The 11,993-nt window shown below is 67.7% G+C and carries 9 protein-coding genes; 4 read left to right on the forward strand and 5 right to left on the reverse strand.

Annotation, left to right across the window (positions count from 1 at the left end):
• Positions 1–241: 241 nt before the first annotated feature.
• From FL311_RS34895 to FL311_RS34905, 3 genes are all read right to left on the reverse strand, one after another.
• Positions 242–883, reverse strand: a complete 642-nt coding sequence (locus FL311_RS34895) for a M23 family metallopeptidase (RefSeq protein ID WP_141332012.1) — start codon at positions 881–883, stop codon at positions 242–244.
• Entirely contained in the window at positions 880–1,746 is an 867-nt protein-coding gene (locus FL311_RS34900) for a PD40 domain-containing protein (protein WP_141332013.1), read from the reverse strand. The genes FL311_RS34895 and FL311_RS34900 overlap by 4 nt, the downstream gene beginning before the upstream one ends.
• A gap of 187 nt (positions 1,747–1,933) precedes the next feature.
• Positions 1,934–2,920: an RNA ligase family protein gene (locus FL311_RS34905; RefSeq protein ID WP_141332014.1), complete on the reverse strand. Its 987-nt coding sequence runs from the start codon at positions 2,918–2,920 to the stop codon at positions 1,934–1,936.
• 102 nt (positions 2,921–3,022) lie between these two features.
• On the opposite strand from FL311_RS34905, the gene FL311_RS34910 reads away from it, so the two are divergent.
• The 4 genes from FL311_RS34910 to FL311_RS34925 all read left to right on the forward strand — a co-directional run bounded on the left by FL311_RS34910 (position 3,023) and on the right by FL311_RS34925 (position 7,697).
• Positions 3,023–3,919 carry a DUF6310 domain-containing protein gene (locus tag FL311_RS34910; protein ID WP_141332015.1) on the forward strand — a complete coding sequence of 299 codons (897 nt, stop codon included), beginning with the start codon at positions 3,023–3,025 and terminating at the stop codon, positions 3,917–3,919.
• Positions 3,916–4,671, forward strand: coding sequence for a DUF5953 family protein (locus FL311_RS34915; protein WP_141332016.1), 756 nt, complete (start codon positions 3,916–3,918; stop codon positions 4,669–4,671). The genes FL311_RS34910 and FL311_RS34915 overlap by 4 nt, the downstream gene beginning before the upstream one ends.
• A 186-nt stretch (positions 4,672–4,857) precedes the next feature.
• Positions 4,858–6,051 carry an LLM class flavin-dependent oxidoreductase gene (locus FL311_RS34920; protein ID WP_141332017.1) on the forward strand — a complete coding sequence of 398 codons (1,194 nt, stop codon included), beginning with the start codon at positions 4,858–4,860 and terminating at the stop codon, positions 6,049–6,051.
• A 317-nt stretch (positions 6,052–6,368) separates the two neighbouring features.
• Positions 6,369–7,697 carry a nitrous oxide reductase family maturation protein NosD gene (locus FL311_RS34925; RefSeq protein ID WP_194869483.1) on the forward strand — a complete coding sequence of 443 codons (1,329 nt, stop codon included), beginning with the start codon at positions 6,369–6,371 and terminating at the stop codon, positions 7,695–7,697.
• A gap of 50 nt (positions 7,698–7,747) precedes the next feature.
• Here the strand turns inward: FL311_RS34925 and FL311_RS34930 are convergent, their stop codons facing one another.
• Positions 7,748–8,491 (reverse strand): hypothetical protein, encoded by a 744-nt coding sequence (locus FL311_RS34930; protein ID WP_141332019.1) that lies wholly within the window; start codon positions 8,489–8,491, stop codon positions 7,748–7,750.
• 27 nt (positions 8,492–8,518) lie between these two features.
• On the reverse strand, positions 8,519–11,719 hold the full coding sequence (locus tag FL311_RS34935; protein ID WP_141332020.1) for a TonB-dependent receptor: 3,201 nt from the start codon (positions 11,717–11,719) through the stop codon (positions 8,519–8,521).
• Between the last annotated feature and the right edge of the window lie 274 nt (positions 11,720–11,993).

The following is an 11,993-nucleotide window of genomic DNA, read 5'->3' on the forward strand; positions in this document are numbered from 1 at the left end:
CAGCGTCGCATGCGACAGCGACAGCACCCTCTTGGCGTGCAGGTCCTGCTCGAACAAGCTCTCCAGGAACGCCCGCACCTGCTCTTCGTTGATGGCCACCTTGCGTACCAGCATGACCTCTCCTCTTGCTCTCCACCACTCCGCCTCGCACGCGACCACCTGGTAGGCGGCTGGCAAGCCGCTCCCTCAAATGCGGGGATCGCTCAGCTTGCCAACAGGGGTTGTGCCGTCCACACCGCCATTACTGACAGGCGATGCCCGGCAGGCCCCGGTACGCGCCCTGTGAGGTCCACCGCGTGTATGGCGTACCGCAGGAACCCGCATACGGGTCATCCGTGCCGTAGCCCGGCACCCAGTATTCGAAGTGCAGGTGCGGCCCCGTGGAGGCCCCCGACGAGCCCACTCGCGCAATCCAGTAGGCGCAGTCGAGCGACGTGCCCCGGGCGAACTGCTGCGTATAGGCCTTCAGGTGCCAGTACCAGGTCTGGGTGTTGTCCGGGTGCCGCATGATGATGTAGTTGGCTGTGTAGAGGCCACAGGCGGCGTAGGGGTTGGACTGGTTCCAGTAGTTGCACCGGTCGTAATACCCATCCACGTTGGACTCGATGTAGCCCCGCGCGGCATTCATCGCCCAGACGCCGTAGTCCATCTTGCTGAACCCGCCGACCAGCGCGTAGTCCGTGCCCGTGTGGCCACTGTAGCGCACACCTCCACAGGCGTAGTCCCGACCGCCGTAGTCCTTGTACGCGCTCACGGTGCAGCCGCCGTTGCCGCACTGGTCCGCGAGCTGCGACGCGGGGAAGCGGAACATCGTCTGCGCGGAGGCCAGGGCTGGAAGGACACACAGCGCCAGCATGAGCAGTTGCCGAATCGCGCGACTCATTTCTCACCGCCCAGGTCCGCGGAGGCCTCGCCCGTCCGCACGTTCAGCTTCCAGAACTCACCGCCGCCCGCGTTGTAGCGGAGCACGTCGTCGCTCAACCACGTCATGTGGTGACTGGAGACGGGCGGTGGCACGAAGCCCTTGGGTGGGCCGCCATACAGCATCGTGCTGTCCATCCCGAGGTTGGTGAGCTGCCTGGGCGCCGCGCCGTCCACGTCCGTCACGTAGAACGACGCGACGGTGGTGCGGCCGGAGACGAAGACCACGGTCCGTCCATCCGGAGAGATGCTGGGCGTCGCGTCCACGCCGGGGCCATCCGCCAGCACCTTCACGCGGCCCTTCATATCGATGAGGCCCACGGAGGTCTCGTGCTTGGGCCCGCGGGACATCGCCAGCGTGGCCACCAGGGCGTCGCCCTTCGCCGTGGGAAACAGGTCCCCGCCCACGCCTTGCGCCAGCAGGCGCTCGCGGCCGTTGGCGTCTCGCAGGCGCAGATTGCCCTCGCCGTCGAGCAGCGCCACCTCGGGGCCTACCGTTCGGGCCTCGCGGTACTTGAACTCACGGTCCACCACGCGCACCGCGCCCGTGGCCTCGTCGTATTGGACGATGGCCAGCAGCGGCAGCTCGTCCGTGCCCAGAGCGTCGGCGGGAATCTCCGCGACGACGCCGGCCAGCATTCCCTTGCCCTGCCCGAAGAGGTGGACGAACCGGGCCTTGGGTCCGAACTCCTTCGCGACGGCGGGGACGAGGTGCTCACGCGCCTTCGTCACGCGGCGCAGGTCCGTCGGATTCATGCGGTCCGCCGCGGCGGCGCTGGTCGCAGCCAGCGTCAGCACGGTGAGTGCCAGGAATTGTCTTCTCATGTCGCTCCAGGGGTGAGGAAAAACCCATTCGGTGATGTGTGACGAATGGGTTTTCTTGCCACTCAGGAACGAGTTGCCTGGAAACCAATAATTACTTGCGCACGTAAAATTGAAGACTGCGTGTATTCACGACGGCAAAAGAAAATGGGAGGCCGATTGAAGATGGCGGGTTGCTGTCCATTGGTCGTCACGCACCGTGAGGCACCAGCGCGGCTTGGATGAGCACACGGGCTCGCTCTCGAATCCGAGACGAGAGGAGTTCTTCCGCGGAGGCATCGAGCGAGCGATAGGCGAGCGGGAACGCCAGCTCCAGGTCCACGCGCACGTCGAGGACCACTTCGTCGAGCAGGGCGTCGACGTGGTCGCGTCCACACTTGGAGATGGCACTGGCGATTCGCGCGGGGTTGACCAGTCGCGCGGACCAGTCCACGAGCGTCTCCACCGAGAGGGCCTGATGCGGACGCCATGCCTCGCTCTCGTCGAAGCGGCCCTCGCTGAACTCGTCGATCTTCCGTTTGACGGAGGCGCGCGCGCTCGGGGAGGCGCGCAGCTCGCTCTTGATGACCAGCCCCTCCGCCACGTTGTCGGCGAGCGTCGGCAACCCCAACAGCCCGGGGACCCGCGTTGGAAACCGCGTGGGGACGCTGTCCATGTCGCCGCGGGTTCCCCGGCGAAGCACGGGAGGCGTCATGAGCCCAGCGTCCCTCGCCGCGGCCTCCAGCTCCGGGTGGGCCAGCAAGACGCCATCGTCTTCGTCATTCCGGGCGAGCAGGACGTCGAACGGGGACCAGCGCAGGTCCGGCGCGTACCAGATGCCAGTCTGCACGGCGGACAGCCCCGGCACGGATGGCACCTCGGGATGCGGATAATGGCCGCCGAAGAGTTCCCCATAGAAGTACACGGTGCTGGTGGAGGCCCCCAAGGCATGGGCCATTCGCTCGGCGGCGTGGCCCAGTTGTGCTCGCACGAGCTGCCAGCCGAAGAAGGACTCCTCCTCGGTCAGCCACGCCTTGCGTTTGCCGAACCACGCCTGCCCCGCGCGCACCGCGATGACCAATTGCGCGCCATGGACCTTCTCCAGGGCGATCCACGGACCACCGGGACTGGGGACAGACTTCGGCTCGCCCGCCGCGGGCATCTTCGCGTAGGTCCGGAAGCGAGGTGGCTGTGCCATGCGCGGGAGAATGCCTGAAGTGGCCGCGCGGCGCTGTCCCGCTCGGACGCGGCTGGCCCTCCTTGACCCACGACAGCCCGGCCTGATTGAACGGACGTGACCATGCGACTCCGCGCCTGCGCCGCACTTCTGCTGCTTCTCTCCGCCTGTGCGACGACAGCGCCGAACACACGAGACTCAGCGGCCCAAGACTCCAGGGTCGCCAACCTCCAGAGAGCGGCGACTCTGCCGTGGGTGGATGGCGGCCGCTGCGTGGTGCGGGAGGCCTCCAACGATTGGGCCGTGCTGGTGGAGCGGTGCTTTCATGCGCTCGACCATGACCGGCTCGAGTTTCGTGATGTCACGGGACGATGCTCTGTCGCCTCCGCGGGGGCCGCTGTACTTGGCTTGGGCGTCTGCGTTCTGATTGCGCCCGAAATCATCGTCGGGGCCGTGATTGTCGCGGGTGCGGTCGTGGTGGCAGCCGCCATCAGCGAGGAGTTGGCTGCGTATCGGCGGGCATCCCGCGAGAGCGCGAGGTCCGAGGTCCAGACGCAGCCCCTCAAGAAGCCTGCGGCAGACCGAAAGCCCGAACCATCAGGACTGGATTGGTTTCCTCCAGGGCCAACCGAGCCTCTGGAGCGCGAGCGCCGCCCGGACTGCAAACCCATCCCGGTTCGGCATGCGGGCGAAGATATCCCCCATAACGAGTGCGCCGATAAGTTCCCGCCCAACCGTTATCCCGGCATGGACGTCATCGTGGCCGGTGAGCGCTTCGATGCGCTGCAAGTCGGCGCACGAGTGCTCTGGGAGATCAAGACCCATCGATTCGACACGTATTCTGACTTCATCCAAAACCGAGAAATCGAGAAGGACTTGAAGCGAATAGCAAGGGAGCGCAGAGCAGCGGTGGAGTGTGGCTACGACTTCATGATTGGAGTGAGTACCCAAGCGCACAAAGAAGCGCTGCTCGCTGTCCTTCCCTCGCTCAGAATCGTCGTCACGGGATGCAAACGATGACTACACCACCTCGCCTCCTTCTGACCGTCTACGCGCCTGCACTCGCAGGTGACGACAACCGCCCACTCGCGGCCATTCATGGGATGGAACAGGCGCTCCCTGGCCTACGGCTAGAGTGGAGAGTTACCGGAGGGCGGCGCCTTGCCGCGTTGCCACAGCGCGACGCGTGGCTCGTTGGAAAGATCAAGGACGGAGGCTTCCCTCTGGTGTGCAACGGGGATGAGAGTTACCCCGTGACGGTGATGGGAAGGGGAAACGACGGACTCTTCAGCCCTGGCGGTCAAGCCTTGTTTGAAGTCCATGCGCGGTTGCCGCTCGATGCGTCGGTCATCAAGGCAGCGGCGGAGATGCTGGAGCGCGTAGCAGAGGGCACACACTCATTCTGGGGGCGCGCGACGCCACATGATGCTGCGATCGACATCGCTTATCAGACCGCACCCACCCTGGAAGGGCCGCCGTCTCCACGCCGGGGGCTGCCCGCCCTGAAGGTCTTCGAGCACATCCGCTCTCCCGAGATTCCCTACTACCTCGGGTGGCTGAACTACTGGTCCTCCGCCGCCGCACAGGCCATCGGGTTCCCGGACCCCGCCCGTGACGCGGACCTGCTCTCACGGGCTCGACGCACGGCGACAGGGGGCTGGGTCGTACAGCTCACCGAGACGCCGCTCGACCTGGATAATCCCGCCCACCTGGACGCGCTCAAGCGCGCCTATGAGCGCTTCCCGGAAATCGGTGGCCGCGCCGCGCCTTGACTCCTCGGAGCCAGGTGCCCGCACGTTCATCACGAGGAACCGGCGCTTGCGGGCACCTCCGCCGAAACAAACAATGGATGTCAACCCTGGCCCCCCCATGACAAGGATTGGACCAGGTGCGCGGACTGATTCACCCACGGTGCTACAGTCTTCCGCAACCCGAGGTCTACAGGGGGAGGACCGGACATGAGACTCGACATCTTCTCGGAGATGCAGCACCCGAAGGAGCGGTGGACTGGCGCGGACCACGAGCATCAAATCATCCGTGAGACGCTGGAGCAGGCTCGGCTCGCGGACGAGATGGGCTACGGCGTCTGGTGGCAGGTGGAACACCACACCGCCGTGGAGTTCAGCTACAGCTCCGCACCCGAGGTCATGCTCACCGCCATCGCGATGGGCACCAAGAACATCCACGTGGGGCACTCGGCGGCGCTCGCGCCCGCGCGCTTCAATCACCCCATCCGCATCGCCGAACGCTCCGCGTTCCTCGACCACCTGAGCGGCGGCCGCTTCCAACTCGGCATGGCGCGCAGCACCATCCCCGAGTGGCGCGTCTTCAACATCGAGCCCGACGCCACCCGCTCGCAGATGCAGCAGGCCTTCCAGATGATTCCGAAGCTGTGGACCCAGGAGAAGTTCTCCTGGGACTCACCGGACTTCCGCGTCAAGGACATCAACGTCATCCCCAAGCCCTTCCGCAAGCCGCACCCTCCGCTGTGGCAGGCGTGCTCCAGCCCCGCGTCCTTCGAACAGGCCGGACGCAACGGCGTCGGCGCGCTCGGCGTGACGCTGTGGGCCTCCCCCGAAGAAGTCGCGGAGATGATCCACCTCTACCGCGAAGCGCTGCGGACCCGCTGTGAGCCCGTCGGCGACTTCGTGAACGACCAGGTGGCCTTCTTCACCTTCGTGCACTGCGCGGACACCGAGCGCGAGGCGATGGAGAACGGCGCCGCGAAGGCAGCCGCCTGGTACACGAGCGGCTCGTTCACGTTCTTCGAGGCCAAGGACCACTTCGTCAAATCCGCCGCGGAGCTGGAGGCCCTCGCCAAGGACCCCGCTGGCGGCGGGCTCACGGGCCAGTACCTGCGACGCAAGGACCCCAACGCACCCCAGTCCCAGGCCCAGCGCATCCTCGGCCGCATCATGTCCGGCGAGGCCGTGCCCGATGAGCAGGTCTGGGAGGTGCTGAGCGCCCAGGACTCGCTCATCGTCGGGACGCAGGACCAGGTGCGTCAGGGCCTCAAGCGCTACGAGGCCCTGGGCATCGACGCGCTGATGTCCTTCCACCAGGTGGGCGCCCTCTCCCACGAGGCCGTGCTCAAGAGCATCCGCCTCACCGGTGAGCTCATCCCCGAGTTCAAGACGCCCGCGCCTCCCTGAAGGTGGAGGAGGACTCCGAGGACCGCGCATCCGCCACGGAGTCCTCCCTCCCGACCGTCATCGCGGCTCCCCGGAGGGAGGCGCCTCTCCTCCCGCGCGGCTCGACGGCTCGGGACTCTCGCTCGACCGGGCAAGCGCCCCCTGGCTGGCCTCGGGAGGACGCCCCCTCCGTCTCTTCGCTCGACAGGGGCGCACGACTCCCACCTCGCCCCGCTTCCCCAGGGAGCCATCGTGCGCACCTTGGGGACGGTCTCGTGCGGAAGGGGATGGGGATGAGGGTCGGCCAGCGAACACTGGGATGGGGCCTTGCCTGCGCCATGTGGGCCACCACGCCCGCCTGGGCGGCGGAGCCCCCGAGCGCCCGGGAGCAGGGCAGCCAGGAGAGCGTCGCTAAGGCCTCCTCCCCGCGCCCCCGCCGCTTCACCCGCGAGTGGTACGTGAGCCCCTCGGGCAACGACACGGCCGCGGGGACGAAGCGCGCCCCGTTCCGGACCATCGGCCGCGCGGTGCGCCACGCGGGTCCTGGCGAGCTCATCCGCGTCCAGGCAGGTGAGTACGCCGAGGGCGTCTTCATCGATGGCCCCGCCGTGAAGGCCGGCAAGCCGAACGCCCCCATCACGCTGCTGGGCGAGGGCACGCCCCGCATCGTCCCGACGGCGCGCGGCGGCACGCTGGTGCAGGTGCGCAAGCCCCACTGGGTCATCGAGGGCTTCGAGATCGACGTGCGCGGGCAGCCGCGCTTCGCCGTCCTCTTCGAGGGCGACACCACCGGCGCGGTGCTCACCGGCTGCCACATCCACCACGGCACGCTGGGCGCCGGCGTCGCGACGTACGGTGGCGCGCGCGACGTGCTCATCGAGAACAACCACATCCACGACTTCCGCCGGGCCCCGAAGGGGGACTCGCACGGCGTGGTCATCCAGGCCACGTCGCGGAACATCACCGTGCGCGGCAATGACATCCACGGCAACTCGGGCGACTCGGTGCAGTGCCTGCTGCCGGACCGCAAGGGCCAGGCGCCCGCTCGCAACGTGGTCATCGAGGGCAACCAACTCCACGACAACGACGAGAACGCCGTGGACATCAAGACGTGCCACGACGTCGTCATCCGTGACAACACGATGTACGGCTTCCGCAAGTCCCCCACGTCCGCGGGCGAGGCCGTCGTCGTCCACTTCTCCGCGCGGAACGTGCGCATCGAGGGCAACCGCATCTCCGACGCGGGACGCGGCATCGCGGTGGGCGGCTCGCGAGAGGGCAACCAGCCCAGCCCCGTCAACGTCGTGGTGCGCGGCAACACCATCAAGGGCATCACCCAGAGCGGCGGCAGCGACGGCGCGGGCATCCGCGTGGAGAACTCGCGCGACGTGACGGTGGTGGGCAACACCATCTCCGACACGGAGGGCTTCGGGATGATGCTCGGGCTGGGCTCCAACGGCGCGCCCAGCGAGAACCTCACCGTGCGCGGCAACTCCATCCAGGGTCGGCACCTGGTGCGACTGGGCAAGCACCGCCCCGGCCTGAAGATGGACGGTAACCAGTACGCCGCCGAGGGCACCTTCAAGGCCGACCCCGAGGAGACCCGCAGCCTCGCGCAGTGGCGCCGCGTGTCGGGCGTGGACCAGAAGTCCACCCCCCTCCAGTAGGCCCCCTCCCCGCTTCAAGACACGGAAGCGGGAAGGGTCTCGACGCTCACTCAGGGCGTCTCGTCGGACGGCACTTCCCCCGTGAGCACGCAGATGAGCGCGACGGGGTCACACTTCACCGGGAACACGGGATTGATTCCGGAGCCACGCAGACGGCCCGCCGCGAAGTCTGGATTCGGGTCGCACTTCACGTCGTCCGGCTTGCCCGCGGTGGCGCAGCTCACCACCGGCCAGATGCCCTTGGCCTGGTACGTCGCCGTGCACCCGTTCTCCGAGTAGCGCAGGTCCGCCTTGAACTGCGTCCCCGGGATGCCCGGCGTGTTGTAGATGCGCAGGTTGGACCACTCGTACGCGAAGCTCTGCGCGGGCAGCGTGTCCGTCGCCGGCACCTCCAGCCGTGTCGTCGACAGCTGCGGCACGTCGCAGAAGTGGTCCGCCCCCGGCCCCTCGCTGGCCAGCGGCCCCACCGAGTACGGCGTATGCGACGCATCCAGGTCCGGCCGGTCCTTGAAGTCCACCAGCAGCTTCCCCATCCGCGCGCTGCGCAGCGCCACCGTGTCCGGCGCCTTGGGGTCCTGGCTGTAGTACTTCTGCATCCCCACCGCCTCCGGCGCCAGCCGCGCGCACTGCAGGTCGGGGTTCTGTCCCGGGAGCAGCGTGTACACCGTGGCGAACGAGCCGGTGGAGCCATCCGTCACGGCCCGCGCCACCACACACTGCGCCTCCGGGTCCTCCATCCCACAGCCCGCGAGCACCAGCGCCGCCAGCGCGCCCCATCCCATTCGACGAATCATTGGCAGATGTCCTTTCATGGCGAGCGCCTAGAAGGTCAGCTTCGCGCCCAGCCGCACGGAGCGCGGCGCCTGGTAGGCCGTGGGACGCTTGAAGTTGGGGTTGATGTCCGTCTCCAGGATGCGCTGGTTCGTCGTGGTCGAGATGACCTTGCAGTCCGGGTTGTTGGCGGTGAGGCACGCCGACAGGTCCTCGGGCTTGCCGCCCTGCTCAATCGCATAGACACGCGTCGTGGTGAACGTCTGGTCCACCGCCGTGTGCTGCTGGAAGTTGAAGACGTTGAACACGTCCAGCGACATGCTCAGCACGTAGTCCCCACCCAGCTTCTGGCTGACGCTCACGCGGGTGTCGATGTTGTGCACCCACGGGAGCCGGCCCGCGCTGCCTCGCGGCAGGATGAACGTCTCCGAGCCGCTGCGCCGCGGATGCGCGCCCAGGTAGTTGAGCGGCGTGCCCGAGCGGCTGCGGTAACCACCGCCCACGTTGAGGCTCGTCGTGCGCGTCAGGTTGAACTCGCGCGCGCCGAACGCCTTGAGCGAGTGCGTGCGGTCCCCGGGCAGCGGCCCGTCGCGGTTGGTGGTCAGAGACAGCAGGTCGAAGTCGCGCGTGAGGTTGGGCGACAACTGACCGGTGTCCGCGCGGAACAGGCCGGAGTAGTTGCCGCGCAGCTTGGACCACGTGTAGCTGGCCTGGGCCAGCCAGCCGTCGGTGAACGCCTTCTGGTAGTACACGTTCACCGCGTCGTAGTGGCGCTTCGCCTCGGGGAAGTCCGTCGAGAACCCCTTGCCCGGGTTGCCCAGGAAGAAGGTGTTGCCGTCGTCGCGGCTCATGTCCTCGATGACGTCGTTGAGCACGCGCCGCGTGTACGTCAGGCCGAAGCGGCCGAGCAGCAGCTCGTACTCACCCCCCACCATGATTTCGTCCGCGGACTGCGCGCGGATGTTCGGGTCCACCGGCACGCGGTCTCCACCCTGCGCATCCCAGCGCTGGTTCGGTCCCTCCCGGCTGCCGATGGTCTGTCGGTTGCTTGGCGACATACAGCCCGTGAGCCGTGATTCGCGGTCGCTCGGCAAGCAGTTCGCCGAGCCGTACGTGGCAGACAGGAGTTGCTGCTGCGGGAAGGACAGGTCGGCCAGGTCCAACGGCACGTTCTCGAAGAAGCGCGCGAAGTTGACGAACAGCTTCGAGCGTCCCTGCTGGGTGAAGTCGTAGATGAGCCCCACGCGCGGCGACCACTGGTTGGGCAGGTGCAGGCCCACCTTGTCGTCCAGTCCCCGGATGGTCTGCACGTCGTAGCGCAGGCCCGCGTTGAGGGTCACCTTGTCCAGGATGGACCAGCTGTCCTGCACGAAGCCGCCCACCGTCACCGACGTGGACGTGCCCTCCTTGCTCGCCAGGAACACCGGCTGGTCCGGGCCCTCGAGATAGCCGTACTGGTTGAGGGTGAAGAAGCAACTGCCGTTGGCGCACTCCTGCCAGTGGGTGCCGCCCGAGCGCGCGCGGTTGTTGTAGAAGCTCATCCGCTCCGCGTCGAAGCCCGCCTTGAAGATGTGGTGACCGAGCGCCTGGAACAGGTAGGTGCCCATGACCTTGCCCTGGAAGCGGTCCAGCTCCTGCTCACTGATGGTCCCGGGGCCTCCGCTGGAGTAGGCCCTGACAGGACACCGGAGCTGCCGCTCCCGCGCAGTGGAGCCACAGACGGACGGGTCCAGCAGCGGCTCGTAATCGTTGATGGTGCGCACACCCTCCGGGCCGCCCGTACGACGCCAGGCGATGTTCGGCTCCGCGGACAGGCCCGAGGAGGACAGCAGCCCCGAGCCATCCGACGGCAGGATGCTGTCCGCCTGGTGGTGCCAGCCGAGCGTCGCGTCGACCAGGAGCGTCTTGCCGAAGAAGGACGAGGACTGCTTGGCGACGATGTCCATCACCCCGTTGCTGCGGCGCGTGGCGATGGAGTCGTAGCTCCCCTGCACGAAGGCGGTGCAGGACAGGCCCACGCACACCTCCGGGTCACCGTCATCGCTGAAGGAATACTTGCCCGAGCCACCCGAGGAGCGCGGCGTGCCGAACACCGACACGGACAGGTTGTGGTCCGGGTTGAAGAGGTACGTCAGCTTGGTCATGTACTGGAGGCTGCGCTCATCCGCGAAGCGCAGCGTGCGCGAGCCCTCGATGGGCGTCGCCAGTCCGAAGCCCGTCTCCGGGTCGCGGACCGGGTCTTCTTCCTTCGCGCAGCCCGGCCTCGTGTCGTCCTTTCCGCAGATCTCCAGCACACTCAACTGCCGGTCCACGCGGATGCGATTGAACGACGGCGCCACGCCCGCGTAGAACCAGAGCCTGTCCTTGAGGATGGGGCCGCCCAGGTCGAAGCCGAAGTCGCCCTGGTTCCAGGGCTGCCCCTGCGCGGAGATGACGCTGCCCGCCTGTCGGACGATGGTGCCGTTTCGCTGCAGCGCCCCCGGCGCCATGTTCGCGAACACCGAGCCGTGGAACTCGTTGGAGCCCGACTTGGTGACGACGTTGAGCACGCCGCCCGTGGAGCGGCCGTACTCGGGCATGTAGCCGCCGGTGATGACGTTGACCTCCTGCACGAACTCCACCGACAGCGGCGTGCCCAGCGTGCCCACGCCCGGGTCGTTCACCGACAGGCCATCCACCACGTACTGGCTCTCCGGGGAGCTGCTGCCGCTGACGCTCACGCCGTAGCGGTCCTCCACCGCGCCCGGCGCCAGCTCCGCCAGCGACTCGAACGAGCGCGACGCGGAGCCCTTGCTGCCCGGCCGGATGACGGCCACGTTGCGCAGGAAGTCCGCGTCCACGCTCATGCCCTGCGTGCTCGAGCCCACGTCCAGCGTGGGCGCCGCGCTGATGGAGATCTCCTCACCGAACGCCGAGGGCAACAGCTGGATGTTCACCCGGATGGTGCGGTCCAACCGCAGCACGATGTCCGGACGCACGAAGGGCTCGAAGCCCTCGCGCTCCACGCGCAGCGTGTACGTGCCCGGCGGCAGCTGCGGGATGCGATACAGGCCGCTCGCATCCGAGACCACCACCCGCTCACCCTGCAGCTTCGGCGAGGTGGCCGTCACCACCGCGTCCCCCAGCGCCTTCTTGTCCTCCGCGCTGGTGATGGTGCCGGTGATGACCGAGACGCCTTGAGCGAACGCTCCGGCGCCACAGAGCAGGACCGCGAGACACACCCCGCGGGCGAGACCCACACGTATGGACAAAGCTGACTCCCTCCCTTTGATTCCGGAGGGCACTCTGTCTCAAGACGCGAGAAAGCAACAATCCCCAATTAAACAGTAGGCACGCCGGGGTGCGTCACCGGGCTGGGCGGGGACGGGCCCATCCGGAGCCCGCGTGGGGGGTGGAAGGCGGCCACCGTCCTCGGCACGACAGGGGCCGCTGCCTCGCCCGCGGCCTGGGCGACGGAGCGGCGGACGGACGCGGGGCGACGCGGCGCTGGTCTATGCTGCGCGCTCCCGTGGACGCTCCCCCGCC

It is taken from the genome of Myxococcus sp. AB025B (assembly GCF_006518215.1).
In the GTDB taxonomy this organism is placed as follows: Bacteria; Myxococcota; Myxococcia; order Myxococcales; family Myxococcaceae; genus Myxococcus; species Myxococcus fulvus.

Excerpts from the sequence above, each read along its gene's own strand:
- FL311_RS34905 (WP_141332014.1), bottom strand. The coding sequence starts at position 2,920 with ATGGCACAGCCACCTCGCTTCCGGACCTACGCGAAGATGCCCGCGGCG.
- FL311_RS34900 (WP_141332013.1), bottom strand. The coding sequence starts at position 1,746 with ATGAGAAGACAATTCCTGGCACTCACCGTGCTGACGCTGGCTGCGACC.
- FL311_RS34925 (WP_194869483.1), top strand. The coding sequence starts at position 6,369 with ATGTGGGCCACCACGCCCGCCTGGGCGGCGGAGCCCCCGAGCGCCCGG.
- FL311_RS34895 (WP_141332012.1), bottom strand. The coding sequence starts at position 883 with ATGAGTCGCGCGATTCGGCAACTGCTCATGCTGGCGCTGTGTGTCCTT.
- FL311_RS34920 (WP_141332017.1), top strand. The coding sequence starts at position 4,858 with ATGAGACTCGACATCTTCTCGGAGATGCAGCACCCGAAGGAGCGGTGG.
- FL311_RS34930 (WP_141332019.1), bottom strand. The coding sequence starts at position 8,491 with ATGATTCGTCGAATGGGATGGGGCGCGCTGGCGGCGCTGGTGCTCGCG.
- FL311_RS34915 (WP_141332016.1), top strand. The coding sequence starts at position 3,916 with ATGACTACACCACCTCGCCTCCTTCTGACCGTCTACGCGCCTGCACTC.
- FL311_RS34910 (WP_141332015.1), top strand. The coding sequence starts at position 3,023 with ATGCGACTCCGCGCCTGCGCCGCACTTCTGCTGCTTCTCTCCGCCTGT.